Here is a 14369-nt window from a genome sequence, read left to right on the forward strand (position 1 = left end):
CGAAGGTTCGCGCCCGCGCGCCGGAGCGGCCGGGCAGGCCGCGCGCGAGGCGGCCCGCCCGGCACGACGGGTATCAGCCCGCCTTGCCCTGCTTCGCGACGGCGGCCTGCGCCTTCGCGATCGCGTCCTGGTCGCCCAGGTAGTAGTGCGTGATCGGCTTCAGGTTCTCGTCGAGCTCATACACGAGCGGCACGCCGTTCGGGATGTTCAGGCCGACGATGTCGCTGTCCGAGATGCCGTCGAGGTACTTGATCAGCGCGCGCAGCGAGTTGCCGTGCGCGGCGATCAGCACCTGCTTGCCCGCACGGACGGCCGGCGCGATCGACTCGTTCCACAGCGGCAGCACGCGCGCGACCGTGTCCTTCAGGCATTCGGTGAGCGGCAGCTGCTCGCGCGGCACCTTCGCGTAGCGCGGGTCGTCGAACGGCGCGCGCGCGTCGGTCGGCTCGAGCGCCGGCGGCGGCGTGTCGTAGCTGCGGCGCCACATGAGCACCTGCTCGTCGCCGAACTTGGCGGCCGTTTCCGCCTTGTTCAGGCCCGACAGCGCGCCGTAGTGGCGCTCGTTCAGGCGCCACGAGTGGACGACCGGCAGGTACATCAGGTCCATCTTGTCCTGCACGTGCCACAGCGTGCGGATCGCGCGCTTGAGCACCGACGTGTAGGCGATGTCGAACGTGTAGCCGGCCTCCTTGAGCAATTCGCCGGCCTGGTAGGCCTCGTTGCGACCCTGTTCGGTCAGGTCGACGTCGACCCAGCCGGTGAAGCGGTTTTCCTTGTTCCACGTCGATTCGCCGTGGCGGATGAGAACGAGTTTGTACATGGATCTTGCGGTCGGTAGTGATAGGGAAGCGGGGCGCGTCGCGCGGTACCCGGCCCGGGTCCGCCATCGCGCAAGGCGGTTATTTTATAATGGCGCGATTGTCCTCATCCGATTTCTCTTTTTCCGGCGGCATTCCGTGACGTTCTTTACCAATTACACGAACCTGGCCCTTATCGCGATCCTTCTGGTTTCCGGCGGCCTGCTCGCATGGCCGGCCCTGCGCCGCGGCCGCGGCGGCCTGTCGGCCGCGGAGGCGACGCAGCTCATCAATCGCCGCAACGCGGTCGTGATCGACCTGCGTACCGCGTCCGACTTCGCCGCCGGCCACCTGCCGTCGGCGCGCCAGGTCGCCGCCGGCGAGATCGGCGCGAAAATTGCGCAGGTCGCGAAAAACAAGAGCACCCCCGTGCTGCTCGTCTGCCAGAACGGCCAGCAGTCGCAGAAGGCGGCGCGCGAGGTCGAGGCGGCAGGCTATGCCGAGGTACACGTGCTCGAGGGCGGCGTTGCCGCCTGGCAGCAGGCCGGGATGCCGGTCGTCAAACAAGGAGTGGCGAAGTGAGCAAGGTTTTGATGTACAGCACGCAGGTGTGTCCGTATTGCATTCAGGCCGAGCGCCTGCTGAAGCTGCGCGGCGTGGAGCAGATCGAAAAGGTGCTGATCGACCGCGATCCGGCCCGCCGTGAGGAAATGATGACGCGCACCGGCCGTCGCACGGTCCCGCAAATCTACATAGGCGACACGCACGTCGGCGGCTACGACGATCTGTCGAAGCTCGACCGCGAAGGCGGGCTCGTGCCGCTTCTGCAAGCGGCCTGATTAGGGCAGAATGGCCGCCGGCCGCGCCGCGGCATGAGCGCGCAGGATTCAACCGAGGCGGCCGGCGTGAAGCCGGGCCGCCGCGTCACCACTTTTAGGGAAACACCATGTCCGACGTCGAAAACCAACCGTTCTTCAACATCCAGCGCGTCTACCTGAAGGATATGTCGCTCGAGCAGCCGAATTCGCCGGCGATCTTCCTCGAGCAGGACATGCCGTCGGTTGAAGTCGAAGTCGACGTCAAGGCCGAACGTCTCGCGGAAAGCGTCTTCGAAGTCGTCGTGTCGGGCACCGTCACCGCGAAGGTGAAGGACAAGGTCGCGTTCCTGATCGAAGCGAAGCAGGCCGGCATTTTCGACATTCGCAACATTCCCGACGAACAGCTCGACCCGCTCGTCGGCATCGCCTGCCCGACGATCCTGTTCCCGTACCTGCGCTCGAACATCGCCGACGCGATCACGCGTGCGGGCTTCCCGCCGATCCACCTGGCGGAAATCAACTTCCAGGCGCTGTACGAGCAGCGTCTCGCGCAGCTTCAGCAGCAGCAGGCCGGTGCGGCAGGCGCGCCGAACGGCACGACGCTGAACTGACGTTTCACTCCGGACCGGTGCTGGGTATGAAAGTAGCCGTTCTCGGCGCCGGTGCCTGGGGCACCGCGCTCGCGGGCCATCTGGCCGCGCGGCACGATACGCTTCTCTGGGCGCGCGACGCCGCGCTGATCGCCGGGCTGCAGGCCCGGCACGAAAATTCCCGCTATCTGGACGGCATCGCGCTGCCCGATGCGCTGCGCTACGACGCCGATCTCGGCGCGGCGCTCGCGCACGGCGCCGCGGACGACGCACTGTGCGTGATCGCAGCACCCGTGGCCGGGCTGCGCACGCTGTTCGGCGCGATGCGCGACGCGGGCTGCGTGCCCGCGCATGTCGTGTGGGTCTGCAAGGGCTTCGAGGCCGACACGCATCTGCTGCCGCACCAGGTGATCGCGGCCGAGCTGCCGGGGCAGCACAGCAACGGCGTGCTGTCGGGGCCGAGCTTCGCCCGCGAGGTCGGGCTCGCGCTGCCCGTCGCGCTGACGGTCGCGAGCACGTCCGCCGAATGCCGCGAGCGCACGCTCGCCGCGTTCCATCACGGCGCGATGCGGATCTATACGGGTGACGACGTGGTCGGCGTCGAGGTCGGCGGCGCGGTGAAGAACGTGCTGGCGATCGCGACCGGCATCGCCGACGGCCTCGGGCTCGGGCTGAACGCGCGCGCCGCGCTGGTCACGCGCGGTCTCGCCGAAATGTCGCGGCTCGGCGTCGCGCTCGGCGGCCGCGCGGAGACCTTCACGGGCCTCACGGGCCTCGGCGACCTGATCCTCACCGCGACGGGCGACCTGTCGCGCAATCGCACGGTCGGCCTGCAACTGGCGGCCGGCCGCTCGCTGAACGACATCCTCGGCGCGCTCGGCCATGTGGCCGAAGGCGTGCGCTGCGCACAGGCCGTGCTCGCGCTCGCGCGCGCACAGGCGATCGAAATGCCGATCACCGAAGCCGTGTGCGGTGTGCTGTTCGACGGCGTCGCACCGCGCGATGCGGTCAGCGGCCTGCTGCGGCGCGACGCGCGCGCCGAATAACGCCGACGAATCACACCGATTTTTTGCGGTCGGGCGCGCTCGCGCAAAGCGGGCGGCGCCAAAGCGCACTACGCTTGAACCGTCTCCGGCGTTTCGGGAGGGTGTCATGCTGCAGATCGGTTCCACCACGCTCGACGCGCAACGCGTCGACATCACGACGCTCGACGTCGACGTGATCGTCAATGCTGCGAACGGTTCACTGCTCGGCGGCGGCGGGGTCGACGGCGCGATCCATCGCGCGGCCGGCCCGGGCCTGCTCGCCGAGTGCCGCACGCTCGGCGGCTGCGAGACCGGCGACGCGAAGCTCACGCGCGGCCACGGGCTGCCGGCCCGGTACGTGATTCACGCGGTCGGCCCGGTGTGGCACGGCGGCGGGCGCGGCGAGCCCGAGCTGCTCGCGGCATGCTACCGGCGTGCGATCGAGCTGGCCGAGGAGGTTGCGGCGACCTCGATCGCATTCCCGGCGATCAGCTGCGGCGTGTACCGCTATCCGGCCGAGGAGGCCGTCGACATCGCGGTCGGCACGGTCGCCGAAATGCTGCCGCAGGCGCCGAACCTCGCACGCGTGGTGTTCGCGTGCTTTTCATCCGACATCTACGACCTGTATCGCGCGCGGCTCGCGCGTATCTAGCGCGTGAGCGGATCCGGCCGCGCGGCGTGGCCCGCGGGCGCGTCAGGCGCCGCCTTCGAAGCCGGCCTGGCGCCACGCCTCGAACACGACCACCGCCACCGTGTTCGACAGGTTCAGGCTGCGGTTGCCCGGCCGCATCGGCAGGCGTACGCGCTGTTCGTTCGCGAAGCGTTCGAGCACCTCGGTCGGCAGGCCGCGTGTTTCCGAGCCGAACACGAACCAGTCGCCCGGCACGAATGCATGGTCATGGAAGCGGCCCGAGCCACGGGTCGTGAACGCGAACATCCGCGCGGGATCGGGTGCTTCGGTCGCGACGAACGCGTCCCAGTCGCGATGCACGCGCATTTCCGCGTACTCGTGATAGTCGAGGCCCGCGCGGCGCATCTTCGCGTCGTCGAGCGGAAAGCCGAGCGGCTCGATCAAATGCAGGCGCGCGCCGGTATTGGCACACAGGCGGATCACGTTGCCGGTGTTCGGCGGAATTTCGGGGGCGACGAGGACGACGTTGAACATGGTTGGGTCTGGCTGGGCCGGCCGGGACGGAGCGACGTGCACTCGTCCCGGCCGGCCGGTTCGTGACGGCAGGCGCCGCGCGCGGGCGGCCGGCCTCTCTATCTAATTAATCCCTGGCGGTGCGCAGCGCAACCAGATTCGTCACGCGTGCGGCGCCCGCCGCCTTCAATGCCTGCGCGGCCGCCGCGAGCGTCGCGCCGGACGTCATCACGTCGTCGACGAGTGCCACGTGGCGGCCGGTGAGGTCGCCCGCCACCGCGAACGCCGCGCGCACGTTGTCGCGCCGCGCGCGCCGGTCGAGCCGCGACTGCGGCGCGGTTTCGGCCACGCGTGCCAGCAGCGCCGCGTCGGCGCGCACGCCGAGCCGGCGCGCGAGCGGCCGCGCGATCGCCCACGCCTGGTTGTAGCCGCGCGCGACGAGCCGACCGTGCGACAACGGCACCGGTGCGATCACGTCGAAGCCGCCGGTGGCGCGCAGCGCGTCCGTGTCGTCGATCCGCTGTGCGAGCCGGGCCGCGAATTCCGCGCCGAGCGCGAGCCGCGCATGAAACTTCAGGCCGCGCGCGAGCCCGTCGAGCGGGGCGCGGTAATCGGCGAGCGCGAGCGTCGCATCGAACGGCGGCGGCGTCGCGCGGCATGCTTCGCACCGGTACGCGGACGCGGAACCGGCGCCGCCGTGCCCGCCGCGGGCTGCGCGCGGCCGCGGCCGCCCGACGCCCAGCGGCACCGCGCAGACGTCGCAGCGCAGCCGCGCTTCGTTCCAGTACGCGGCGTCGCAGGCGCTGCAAATCACCGGATGTGACAAATTGCCGCACAGCGCGCACCGATTCGGCAAGGCGAGTGCGACGACGCGCACGGCCAGCGCGCGAACCTGCGACAAAACGACGCGCATCGGGCGCGGGGCGGAACTGCGATCCATCGCGAACACTCCTGGCGGCCCCGCCTCGATGAAGGCTGCGAGGCGAGCGAGTATACTTCGGGCTCTTCGCCAGTGTGCCCGACATGTCCCCAGCTTCGACTTCAACCGGCCGTCCGGCCAATGACGCCCGGCGTCTGCGGCGGATCTTCGATCGCCGCGCCGCCACGTTCGACGCGGTCGCGTTCCTGCCGCGCGAGATCGCGCAGCGGATGAACGAGCGCCTCGAATACATCAAGGTGAGCCCCGCGGCCGTGCTCGACGCAGGCTGCGGCCCGGGCGACGACCTGCCGGCGCTGCGCGCGCGCTTTCCCGAAGCCCCGGTGTTCGGCGTCGACCTGTCCGGCGCGATGCTCGCACGGGCGGGCCAGCGCGAGGTCGAGCAGGCGAGCTGGCGCCGCTGGCTGCCTGCGTCGCTCGGCCGGGCGCTGGGCCAGCGCGGCCCGCGCGTCGCGCAGGCCGACTTCTCGGTGCTGCCGTTCGCGGCCGGCGCGTTCGACCTGATCTGGTCGAATCTCGCGCTGCACTGGCATTCGCGTCCCGATACGGTGTTCCCTGAATGGCAGCGCGTGCTGCGCGTGAACGGCCTGCTGATGTTCAGCACGCTCGGCCCCGACACGCTGCGCGAGCTGCGCGCGGCCTGCGCGGACGCCGAAGCGGCGCTCGCCATCGCGCCGCCGGCCGCGCGCGTCGTCGATTTCGTCGACATGCACGACCTCGGCGACATGCTCGTCGAGAGCGGCTTCGAGATTCCGGTGATGGACCAGGAAGTGCTGACCGTCACGTACAAGACCCCCGATTCCCTGCTGGCCGACGTGCGCCGCTGGGGCGCCTATCCGTTCGACCGCGCGGTGCCGCAGCATGCGGCGCGGCGCTTTCGCGCGGCGCTCGGCGACGCGCTGGAAGCGCGCCGGCGCGCGGACGGCACGATTGCCCTGACGTTCGAGGTGATCTACGGCCACGCATGGAAGGCCGTGCCGCGCACGACCCCCGAGGGGCACGGCATCGTGCGCATCGAAGATATCGGCAAGGGGCGTCCGAAGAATCGGTAAAGCGGTAAAGAGGGGTTTTGTTATGTCTGAAATTAGCGGCGCAAAGCGGGGTCGAATAGACGCCAAAAACGGCCGGGAAGCTTGTGGCGCTTGGCTCGCGGGCCGATAGCCGCTTGCTTGTGGATGCCATTGAACCCGCCTATAATGCGTCAGCTTGTCGTCCCGGGGTCCCCGCAATACGGGCCGACGAGTCCGATGCAGGCATGCATCGCATGCCATTCGCGTGAGGCGGCGATGGAAGCAGCAAGGGTGTCGGCGGAGACGAACGATGAACCGGTCCTCGAAGACTGGCTCATGAAACGCAACTGTTCGGTGTCGCCGCGCCAGTTCGTGCTGTTTTACGCGTCGCTCGCGGGCTTCTCGCTGGTGATCGCGGCAGTGCTGATGTGGCGGGGGGCCTGGCTCGTCATGCCCTTCACGGGAATCGAATTGCTGGCGGTCGGCGTCGCGTTTGCGATCCATGCCCGTCATGCGGTCGATTACGAGCGCATCAGGCTGTTTCCGCACCGGCTCGTGATCGAGCGGATGGATGCGGAGCGGCTCACGCAGATCGAATTCAATCCGCGCTGGGTGCGGGTCGAGCCGGGTGCGACGCCACGCGATCCGATTCGACTGGTATCGCGCGGGCAGACCGTCGTAATCGGGCAGCATCTCGCGCAGCACAAGCGTGCGCAGTTCGCCGACGAACTGCGCGTGTCGCTCAGGCGCTGCGGCTGACGAGGCGCGGGCACCGGCCGGAACAGGCCGGCGCCTTGCGACGGGGGAGGGTTTGAATGGAAATTTTGGGTAAGGATGCTATGAAAACAATCAAGCGAGCCCTCACGGGCGTGCTGGCATGCAGCGGATTGCTCTTTGCCGGCGCGGCTCTGGCGGTCGGTGATAGCCCGGGCGGCCCCCGCGTCAACGAGATCAACTTTCAGCCGCCTGTCACGAAGATCGCCGAGGAGCTCTACGATCTCCACACGATGATGCTGATCCTGTGTACGGTGATCTTCGTCGGCGTGTTCGGCGTGATGTTCTATTCGATCTTCGCGCACCGCAAATCCAAAGGCCACAAGGCCGCCAATTTCCATGAAAGCACGACCGTCGAAATCATCTGGACGATCGTGCCGTTCATCATCGTCGTGCTGATGGCGCTGCCGGCCACGAAGGCCGTCGTCGCGATGAAGGACACGACCAACGCCGATCTCACGATCAAGGTCACCGGCTACCAGTGGAAGTGGGGCTACGACTACGTGAAGGGTCCGGGCGAGGGCATCAGCTTCCTGTCGACGCTCAGCACCCCGCGTGACGAAGTGATGGGCAAGAAGCCGATCACCGAGACCTACCTGCAGGAAGTCGACAACCCGCTCGTCGTGCCGGTCAACAAGAAGATCCGCATCATCACGACCGCGAACGACGTCGTTCACTCGTGGTACGTGCCGGCGTTCGGCGTGAAGCAGGATGCGATCCCCGGCTTCGTGCGCGATACGTGGTTCAAGGCCGACAAGGTCGGCACGTTCCGCGGCTTCTGTACCGAACTGTGCGGCAAGGAACACGCGTTCATGCCGGTCGTGGTCGTGGTGCTGTCGGACGACGACTACGCGAAGTGGGTGAGCGCGCAGAAGGCCAAGCTGGCCAGCGCGTCGGTCGATCCGAACAAGGTTTACACGATGGCCGAACTCGTCGCGCACGGCGAGGAAGTCTACAAGGCGAACTGCGCGGCCTGCCACCAGGTGAACGGCAAGGGCCTCGGCGCCTTCCCGGCGATGGACGGCAGCCCGATCGTGAACGGCCCGATCGCCGGCCACGTCGAGCGCGTGCTGCACGGCAAGGGTGCGATGCCGTCGTGGGCGTCGCTGTCGGACCTCGACATCGCATCGGTCATCACGTACGAGCGCAACTCGTGGGGCAACCACAAGAACGACCTGCTGCAGCCGAAGCAAGTGACCGACGCGCGCAACGGCAAGATGCCGGAAGACGTGGCGGGCGCCGCGGCGCCGGCCGAAGCGGCCTCGGCACCGGCGCAAGCCGCGTCGGGTGCGGCCGAGCAACCGGCGGCAGCGTCGGCATCGGCGGCTGTGTCGACGATCTACTTCGAAACGGGCAAGAGCGTGCTGCCGGCCGACGCGAAGGCGGCGATCGCCGCAGCGGCCGACTATGCGAAGGCACATCCGGACGCGAAGCTCGCGCTGTCGGGTTTCACCGACAAGACGGGCTCGGCCGACGCGAACGCCGAACTGGCCAAGCATCGTGCACAGGCCGTGCGCGACGCGCTGAAGGCAGCAGGCGTGGCGGAAGACCACATTATTCTCAAAAAGCCGGAAACGATCACGGGCGGGGCTGACGCGAAGGAAGCCCGGCGGGTCGAGATCGGGCCGGCGGCTTGACGTGTCGCTGAGTTAGTCGACGTATTCGCATTAGGAGATTCTCATGTCTAGCATCGGGCACGACGTAGCCGCGGACCACGCGCACGACGACCACGCGCACGAAATGCCGCACGGCTGGCGGCGCTGGCTGTTCGCCACCAACCACAAGGACATCGGTACGCTGTACCTGCTGTTCTCGTTCATCATGTTCCTGTCGGGCGGCGTGATGGCACTCGGCATCCGTGCCGAGCTGTTCGAGCCGGGCCTGCAGATCATGCGTCCGGAGTTCTTCAACGAACTCACGACGATGCACGGCCTGATCATGGTGTTCGGCGCGATCATGCCGGCGTTCGTCGGCTTCGCGAACTGGATGATTCCGCTGCAGATCGGCGCGTCCGACATGGCGTTCGCGCGGATGAACAACTTCAGCTTCTGGCTGCTGCCGGTCGCGGCCGTGCTGCTGGTCGGTTCGTTCTTCGCGCCGGGCGGCGCGACGGCCGCCGGCTGGACGCTGTACGCACCGCTGTCGACGCAGATGGGCCCGGGCATGGACTTCGCGATCTTCGCGGTCCACATCATGGGCGCGTCGTCGATCATGGGCGGGATCAACATCGTCGTGACGATCCTGAACATGCGCGCACCGGGCATGACGCTGATGAAGATGCCGATGTTCGCATGGACCTGGCTGATCACCGCGTACCTGCTGATCGCCGTGATGCCGGTTCTGGCAGGCGCGATCACGATGGTGCTGTTCGACCGCCACTTCGGCACGTCGTTCTTCAACGCGGCAGGCGGCGGCGACCCGGTGATGTACCAGCACATCTTCTGGTTCTTCGGCCACCCCGAGGTGTACATCATGATTCTGCCGGCGTTCGGGATCGTGTCGCAGGTGATCCCGGCGTTCGCACGCAAGACGCTGTTCGGCTATAGCTCGATGGTGTACGCGACGGCGTCGATCGCGATCCTGTCGTTCATGGTCTGGGCGCACCACATGTTCGCGACGGGCATGCCGGTCACCGGTCAGCTGTTCTTCATGTACGCGACGATGCTGATCGCGGTGCCGACGGGCGTGAAGGTGTTCAACTGGCTCGCGACGATGTGGCGCGGCTCGATGACGTTCGAGACCCCGATGCTGTTCGCGATCGGCTTCCTGTTCGTGTTCACGTTCGGCGGCCTGACGGGCCTGATGCTGGCGATGGCGCCGCTCGACATCCAGTACCACGGCACCTACTTCGTGGTGGCGCACTTCCACTACGTGCTGGTGGCAGGCTCCCTGTTCGCGCTGTTCTCGGGCTGGTACTACTGGGCGCCGAAGTGGACGGGCTGGATGTACAACGAGACGCGCGGCAAGATCCACTTCTGGTCGTCGATGATCTTCTTCAACCTGACGTTCTTCCCGATGCACTTCGTCGGTCTCGCGGGCATGCCGCGTCGTTATGCGGACTACCCGGCGCAGTTCACGGACTTCAACCAGGTGGCGACGATCGGCGCATTCGGCTTCGGCCTCGCGCAGGTGTACTTCCTGTTCGCGGTCGCGCTGCCGGCCTACCGTGGCGGCGGCGACCTGGAAAAGGCGTCGGACAAGCCGTGGGATGGCGCGACGGGCCTCGAGTGGACGGTGCCGAGCCCGGCTCCCTTCCACACGTTCGAGCAACCGCCGCACGTCGAATAAGTTTCACCCGGCGTTCCGCCGCTGCCTGCCGCGCAGGCAGGCGCGGCGGGCGCCGAATCGATGTTTCAGCGAAGTTTCAGCGAAGTTTCAGATGAACCGGAATCCACAACAAAGACGAACGCCCGAGCAGATTCGCGCGGGCAACAAGCGGCTCGGCCTCATCCTGCTCGTCATCGCCGCCGTTTTTTTTGTGGGTGTCGTGATCAAGCAGTGGTGGCTGTCCACTCACTGATATGCAGTAACTGACGCAGTAGCGAGGAAGTCGTCGTATGTCGAAGCCGGAAGAGGGCGCCGTCGATCGCGCATTCAATCGTTCGATGCTGGTGAAGCTCTTCGTCGTGGCCGGACTGATGTTCGGCTTCGGCTTCGCGCTGATTCCGATGTATCGCGCGATCTGCCAGATCACCGGCATCAACAACCTGGTGCAGCGCGATGTCAGCGAACGCGAGGTGAAGAACTCGCAGGTCGACATGAGCCGCACGGTGTCGGTCGAGTTCGATGCGAATGCGCGCGGCCCGCTCGGTTTCAAGCCGGAGCGCAACAGCCTCGACGTGCATCCGGGCGAGCTGACGACGATCGTATACGACGTGACCAACGGGCAGGGCCGGCCGGTGGTGGCGCAGGCGATTCCGAGCTACGCGCCGAAGCAGGCGACGGAGTTCTTCAAGAAGATCGAGTGTTTTTGCTTCACGCAGCAGACGCTGGCTGCGAACGAGTCGCGCAAGATGCAGGTGGTGTTCGTGATCGATCCGAAGCTGCCGAAGGACGTGAAGACGATCACGCTGTCGTACACGTTCTTCGAGCTGAACACGCCGGCCGCGCCGGCGCCGGCACCGCGCAAGACGGCGGCGCAGGGCGACGCGAAGCCGGACGCATGACGACGGAGACGGGGCAGTGACAGAGACCAAGCGGAGCGGGTCGTTCGGCCAGGCGTTGCGAGCGGTGTTGTGGTCGTTCTTCGGGGTGCGCAAGCGGCGCGACCTGGAGGCCGACGCGACGCAGCTCAATCCGCTGCACGTGCTGATCGTCGCGTTGATCGCGGCCGGTGTGTTCATCGGCGTGCTGATCCTGATCGTGCGTGCGGTCGTGGGCTGAGGCTCGCGGCCACGAAAGAATGCAGTGCGTAGCGCCCGGGCGCTGCGTGCGGGAAAGAGCGGCGGCGGTCGTGCCGTGCAAGAAATAAAGCCGGAGCGGTTTCCGGTACACAAATTGGACTGAAGTGGAGAATCAAGCATGAGCGGTCAAAACCAGACCCCGTACTATTTCGTGCCGCATCCGTCGCAGCATCCGATCAGCGCGGCCTGCGGCCTGCTGGTCATGCTCGCGTCGGTGGCGCTGTGGATCAACGGTCACGACTGGGCTCCGTACACGGCGCTGCTTGGCCTGCTGTGGTTGCTCTTCACGCTGTACCACTGGTTCGGCGATTCGATCGCCGAGTCGGAAGGCGGTCATTACGGCAAGAACGTCGACAAGTCGTACCGCTGGAGCATGAGCTGGTTCATCTTCTCCGAAGTCATGTTCTTCGGCGCATTCTTCGGCGCGCTGTTCTACGCGCGTGAAATCGCGCTGCACCAGCTCGGCAGCCTCGACTACAAGCTGATCTGGCCGGATTTCTCCGCCGTGTGGCCGAACGAAGGCCCGGCCGCGCTCGCCGGTCACTTCAAGACGATGGGCCCGTGGCCGATCCCGACGCTGAACACGGCGCTGCTGCTGTCGTCGGGCGCGACGCTGACGGTGTCGCACCACGCGCTGCGCGACAATCATCGCAACAAGGCGATCGCGTGGCTGGCCGCGACGCTCGTGCTCGGCGTCTGCTTCCTGTTCACGCAGGGCTTCGAGTACTACCACGCGTACAACGAACTGAACCTGACGCTGAACTCGGGCGTGTACGGCTCGACGTTCTTCCTGCTGACGGGCTTCCACGGCTTCCACGTGTTCCTCGGCGGCACGATGCTCGCGGTGGTGCTGGTGCGGATGATCCGCGGCCACTTCAAGCCTGATCACCACTTCGCATTCGAAGGCGCCGCGTGGTACTGGCACTTCGTCGACGTCGTCTGGCTCGGCCTGTACGTCGTCGTCTACTGGCTGTAAATGCAACAACGGCCCGCGCAGCGATGCGCGGGCCGTTTTCATTGGCGGGGACGGGGCAGCGGCCGGCTGCTTGCGCTCAACGCCAATCCGGCGCCGCCGCGACTCAGTCAGGCGGCGCTTTTGCTTGGTAGCTCCGCTGTGCGGCGAAATGTCACAGCGATTACAGAGGCCGGCGCGGTGAAGGCATCAACGCCCGATCGGCAGGCCGGTCGAATGGATCCAGCCCATCCAGTTCGCGAACAGGATGAACAGGAACAGCGAGATCGACAGCCCGACACGGGTGGCAAGCGACCACACCATGCGTTTCGTATGGCCGCGGTCTTGCATCATGAAGTAGAGCGCCGAGCCCATGCTGGCGACGATGAGGACGAAGGCGATGGGAACGAGGATGTGCATGACACGAACCGGACGACGGCAATTCGAAAGGAAGAGGATAATTATCGCACTTCGCTTTCGCGAATGCGCCTCGCGGGTGGCCCGATGAAGATCCGCTGGCTGCCTGCGCTGCTGATTCTCGTCGTCGTCGCGGTCACGATTCGCCTCGGGTTCTGGCAGCGCGACCGCGCGCACCAGAAGGAAGCGCTGCAGGCGAACGTCGTGCGTTACGAGCACGCGGTGCCCGTCGACGTCGGTGCGCAGCCGATTCCGCTCGCGTCGATCGAGTTCCACCGCGTGCGGGCGAAGGGCCGCTTCCTGCCGGAGCAGGCGGTGTTCCTCGACAATCGGCCGTATAACGACCAGCCGGGTTTTTACGTCGTGATGCCGTTTAAACTCACGGGCGGCGGCGTCGTGCTGGTGAACCGCGGCTGGCTGCCGCGCAACATCGCCGATCGCACGGCGATCGAGCCGTTCCCGACGCCCGACGGAGAGATCGAGATCGAAGGCATCGCGCGCGCCGACGCGTCGCGCGCGTTCGAGCTCGGCGAAGGCGGCTCGGCCGCGCACCAGAAGATCCGGCAGAACCTGGACGTCGCCGCGTATGCGAAGGAAACGGGGCTGCCGCTGCAGCCGTTCGTGATCCAGCAGACGAGCGACGACGGCGACAAGCTCGTGCGCGACTGGCCGGCGGCGACGACCGGCGTCGAGCGCAATTACGGTTACATGTTTCAGTGGTGGGCCATGGCGGCGGTCGCGCTCGGCTTCGGCCTGTACGCCGCGCGGCGTGCGGCGAAGAAGTCGGCCGGCGCGTGAGCGCCATGGCAGGACGCGGCGCACGCGCCGCGGGTTCGTTTCGAGAGGTCTGATTTGTCCATGCAATCTTCCCGTCAGGGTCCGGCCGCCGCGCCGATCTCGCCCGCCGCCCGCAAGCGCGGCCGCTGGATGCTCGTGCTGCTGGGTCTCGTGTGCGCGGCGCCGATCATCGCGTCGTACTTCACCTATTACGTGATCAAGCCGAAGGGCGGCTCGACCAACTACGGCACGCTGATCGAGCCGCAGCGGCCGATCCCGGCCGACCTGCAGGTCACCGACGAAACCGGCAAGACGGTGCCGCTGTCGTCGCTGCGCGGCGTGTGGCTGTTCGTGATGACCGACCGCAGCGCGTGCGACGATGCATGCGCGCAAAAGCTCTACTTCATGCGCCAGATCCGCGTCACGCAGGCGGGCGAGCGGCACCGGATCACGATGGTGTGGCTGCGCAGCGATGCGGGCGCGATTCCGCAGAAGGTTCTGGAAGCCTATCCGGACACGCGCCGGCTGGTCGCCGATCCGGCCGCGGTGGCTGCATGGCTGCCGGCCGACGCCGGCACGAAGGACAGCGACCACCTCTACATGGTCGATCCGAACGGCAACCTGATGATGCGTTTCCCGAAGGACCCGAATCCCAGCAAGATCAAGTCGGACGTGACCAAGCTGCTGAAGTGGTCGAGCATCGGCTAAGGCGAGACGACGAGGCA

General features: G+C 66.9%; 19 protein-coding genes. 15 read left to right on the forward strand and 4 right to left on the reverse strand.

Annotation, left to right across the window (positions count from 1 at the left end; all coding sequences use genetic code 11):
- Positions 1-73: 73 nt before the first annotated feature.
- On the reverse strand, positions 74-820 hold the full coding sequence (gpmA, locus tag DIE02_RS21750) for a 2,3-diphosphoglycerate-dependent phosphoglycerate mutase (protein WP_124486537.1): 747 nt from the start codon (positions 818-820) through the stop codon (positions 74-76).
- 136 nt (positions 821-956) lie between these two features.
- On the opposite strand from gpmA, the gene DIE02_RS21755 reads away from it, so the two are divergent.
- From DIE02_RS21755 to DIE02_RS21775, 5 genes are all read left to right on the forward strand, one after another.
- Positions 957-1379: a rhodanese-like domain-containing protein gene (locus DIE02_RS21755; protein WP_050014781.1), complete on the forward strand. Its 423-nt coding sequence runs from the start codon at positions 957-959 to the stop codon at positions 1377-1379.
- Positions 1376-1636: a glutaredoxin 3 gene (gene grxC, locus DIE02_RS21760; RefSeq protein ID WP_044848224.1), complete on the forward strand. Its 261-nt coding sequence runs from the start codon at positions 1376-1378 to the stop codon at positions 1634-1636. The genes DIE02_RS21755 and grxC overlap by 4 nt, the downstream gene beginning before the upstream one ends.
- A gap of 107 nt (positions 1637-1743) precedes the next feature.
- A complete protein-coding gene (gene secB / locus DIE02_RS21765; RefSeq protein WP_014895954.1) occupies positions 1744-2226 on the forward strand; it encodes a protein-export chaperone SecB in 483 nt (160 codons plus the stop codon).
- Between the two features lie 26 nt (positions 2227-2252).
- A complete protein-coding gene (locus tag DIE02_RS21770; protein ID WP_044848223.1) occupies positions 2253-3251 on the forward strand; it encodes an NAD(P)H-dependent glycerol-3-phosphate dehydrogenase in 999 nt (332 codons plus the stop codon).
- A gap of 106 nt (positions 3252-3357) precedes the next feature.
- Complete coding sequence (locus tag DIE02_RS21775; RefSeq protein ID WP_124486536.1) at positions 3358-3882, forward strand: O-acetyl-ADP-ribose deacetylase; 525 nt, start codon at positions 3358-3360, stop codon at positions 3880-3882.
- A gap of 42 nt (positions 3883-3924) precedes the next feature.
- Here the strand turns inward: DIE02_RS21775 and trmL are convergent, their stop codons facing one another.
- Together trmL and DIE02_RS21785 are read right to left on the reverse strand one after the other, a co-directional pair.
- On the reverse strand, positions 3925-4395 hold the full coding sequence (gene trmL, locus DIE02_RS21780) for a tRNA (uridine(34)/cytosine(34)/5-carboxymethylaminomethyluridine(34)-2'-O)-methyltransferase TrmL (protein ID WP_124486535.1): 471 nt from the start codon (positions 4393-4395) through the stop codon (positions 3925-3927).
- Between the two features lie 106 nt (positions 4396-4501).
- A complete protein-coding gene (locus DIE02_RS21785; protein ID WP_124486534.1) occupies positions 4502-5314 on the reverse strand; it encodes a ComF family protein in 813 nt (270 codons plus the stop codon).
- Between the two features lie 83 nt (positions 5315-5397).
- Here DIE02_RS21785 and DIE02_RS21790 point away from each other — a divergent pair, with 83 nt between their 5' ends.
- The 8 genes from DIE02_RS21790 (at position 5398) to DIE02_RS21820 (ending at position 12474) form a co-directional block, all read left to right on the forward strand.
- Positions 5398-6363, forward strand: coding sequence for a methyltransferase domain-containing protein (locus DIE02_RS21790; RefSeq protein WP_124486533.1), 966 nt, complete (start codon positions 5398-5400; stop codon positions 6361-6363).
- 195 nt (positions 6364-6558) lie between these two features.
- Complete coding sequence (locus tag DIE02_RS21795) at positions 6559-7080, forward strand: DUF2244 domain-containing protein (protein ID WP_044848219.1); 522 nt, start codon at positions 6559-6561, stop codon at positions 7078-7080.
- Between the two features lie 56 nt (positions 7081-7136).
- Positions 7137-8732: a cytochrome c oxidase subunit II gene (gene coxB / locus DIE02_RS21800; RefSeq protein WP_124486532.1), complete on the forward strand. Its 1596-nt coding sequence runs from the start codon at positions 7137-7139 to the stop codon at positions 8730-8732.
- 43 nt (positions 8733-8775) lie between these two features.
- Entirely contained in the window at positions 8776-10383 is a 1608-nt protein-coding gene (gene ctaD, locus DIE02_RS21805; RefSeq protein WP_044848217.1) for a cytochrome c oxidase subunit I, read from the forward strand.
- Between the two features lie 91 nt (positions 10384-10474).
- The gene (locus tag DIE02_RS35595) at positions 10475-10615 is read left to right on the forward strand and encodes a cytochrome oxidase small assembly protein (protein ID WP_027789063.1); all 141 of its coding nucleotides are present in this window, start codon (positions 10475-10477) and stop codon (positions 10613-10615) included.
- Positions 10616-10652: 37 nt separating this feature from the next.
- Entirely contained in the window at positions 10653-11261 is a 609-nt protein-coding gene (locus DIE02_RS21810; RefSeq protein WP_044848216.1) for a cytochrome c oxidase assembly protein, read from the forward strand.
- A 16-nt stretch (positions 11262-11277) separates the two neighbouring features.
- Complete coding sequence (locus DIE02_RS21815) at positions 11278-11478, forward strand: DUF2970 domain-containing protein (protein WP_006760730.1); 201 nt, start codon at positions 11278-11280, stop codon at positions 11476-11478.
- Positions 11479-11616: 138 nt separating this feature from the next.
- The gene (locus tag DIE02_RS21820) at positions 11617-12474 is read left to right on the forward strand and encodes a cytochrome c oxidase subunit 3 (RefSeq protein ID WP_044848214.1); all 858 of its coding nucleotides are present in this window, start codon (positions 11617-11619) and stop codon (positions 12472-12474) included.
- A 186-nt stretch (positions 12475-12660) separates the two neighbouring features.
- Here the strand turns inward: DIE02_RS21820 and DIE02_RS21825 are convergent, their stop codons facing one another.
- Entirely contained in the window at positions 12661-12870 is a 210-nt protein-coding gene (locus DIE02_RS21825) for a twin transmembrane helix small protein (protein WP_044848213.1), read from the reverse strand.
- Positions 12871-12954: 84 nt separating this feature from the next.
- On the opposite strand from DIE02_RS21825, the gene DIE02_RS21830 reads away from it, so the two are divergent.
- Positions 12955-13665 carry an SURF1 family protein gene (locus DIE02_RS21830; RefSeq protein ID WP_260427273.1) on the forward strand — a complete coding sequence of 237 codons (711 nt, stop codon included), beginning with the start codon at positions 12955-12957 and terminating at the stop codon, positions 13663-13665.
- A 60-nt stretch (positions 13666-13725) separates the two neighbouring features.
- Positions 13726-14352, forward strand: coding sequence for a cytochrome C oxidase subunit I (locus DIE02_RS21835; RefSeq protein ID WP_124486530.1), 627 nt, complete (start codon positions 13726-13728; stop codon positions 14350-14352).
- Positions 14353-14369: the final 17 nt, after the last annotated feature.

This window comes from Burkholderia sp. Bp8991 (genome assembly GCF_003853795.1).
In the GTDB taxonomy this organism is placed as follows: Bacteria; Pseudomonadota; Gammaproteobacteria; order Burkholderiales; family Burkholderiaceae; genus Burkholderia.

Bases quoted from the DNA above. Each gene is read 5' to 3' on its own strand.
- DIE02_RS21835 (WP_124486530.1), top strand. From the start codon at position 13,726: ATGCAATCTTCCCGTCAGGGTCCGGCCGCCGCGCCGATCTCGCCCGCC.
- gpmA (WP_124486537.1), bottom strand. From the start codon at position 820: ATGTACAAACTCGTTCTCATCCGCCACGGCGAATCGACGTGGAACAAG.
- DIE02_RS21810 (WP_044848216.1), top strand. From the start codon at position 10,653: ATGTCGAAGCCGGAAGAGGGCGCCGTCGATCGCGCATTCAATCGTTCG.
- trmL (WP_124486535.1), bottom strand. From the start codon at position 4,395: ATGTTCAACGTCGTCCTCGTCGCCCCCGAAATTCCGCCGAACACCGGC.
- DIE02_RS21820 (WP_044848214.1), top strand. From the start codon at position 11,617: ATGAGCGGTCAAAACCAGACCCCGTACTATTTCGTGCCGCATCCGTCG.
- DIE02_RS21795 (WP_044848219.1), top strand. From the start codon at position 6,559: ATGCAGGCATGCATCGCATGCCATTCGCGTGAGGCGGCGATGGAAGCA.
- DIE02_RS21825 (WP_044848213.1), bottom strand. From the start codon at position 12,870: ATGCACATCCTCGTTCCCATCGCCTTCGTCCTCATCGTCGCCAGCATG.
- DIE02_RS21790 (WP_124486533.1), top strand. From the start codon at position 5,398: ATGTCCCCAGCTTCGACTTCAACCGGCCGTCCGGCCAATGACGCCCGG.
- DIE02_RS21785 (WP_124486534.1), bottom strand. From the start codon at position 5,314: ATGGATCGCAGTTCCGCCCCGCGCCCGATGCGCGTCGTTTTGTCGCAG.
- ctaD (WP_044848217.1), top strand. From the start codon at position 8,776: ATGTCTAGCATCGGGCACGACGTAGCCGCGGACCACGCGCACGACGAC.
- DIE02_RS21775 (WP_124486536.1), top strand. From the start codon at position 3,358: ATGCTGCAGATCGGTTCCACCACGCTCGACGCGCAACGCGTCGACATC.
- coxB (WP_124486532.1), top strand. From the start codon at position 7,137: ATGGAAATTTTGGGTAAGGATGCTATGAAAACAATCAAGCGAGCCCTC.
- DIE02_RS21830 (WP_260427273.1), top strand. From the start codon at position 12,955: ATGAAGATCCGCTGGCTGCCTGCGCTGCTGATTCTCGTCGTCGTCGCG.
- DIE02_RS35595 (WP_027789063.1), top strand. From the start codon at position 10,475: ATGAACCGGAATCCACAACAAAGACGAACGCCCGAGCAGATTCGCGCG.
- DIE02_RS21770 (WP_044848223.1), top strand. From the start codon at position 2,253: ATGAAAGTAGCCGTTCTCGGCGCCGGTGCCTGGGGCACCGCGCTCGCG.
- secB (WP_014895954.1), top strand. From the start codon at position 1,744: ATGTCCGACGTCGAAAACCAACCGTTCTTCAACATCCAGCGCGTCTAC.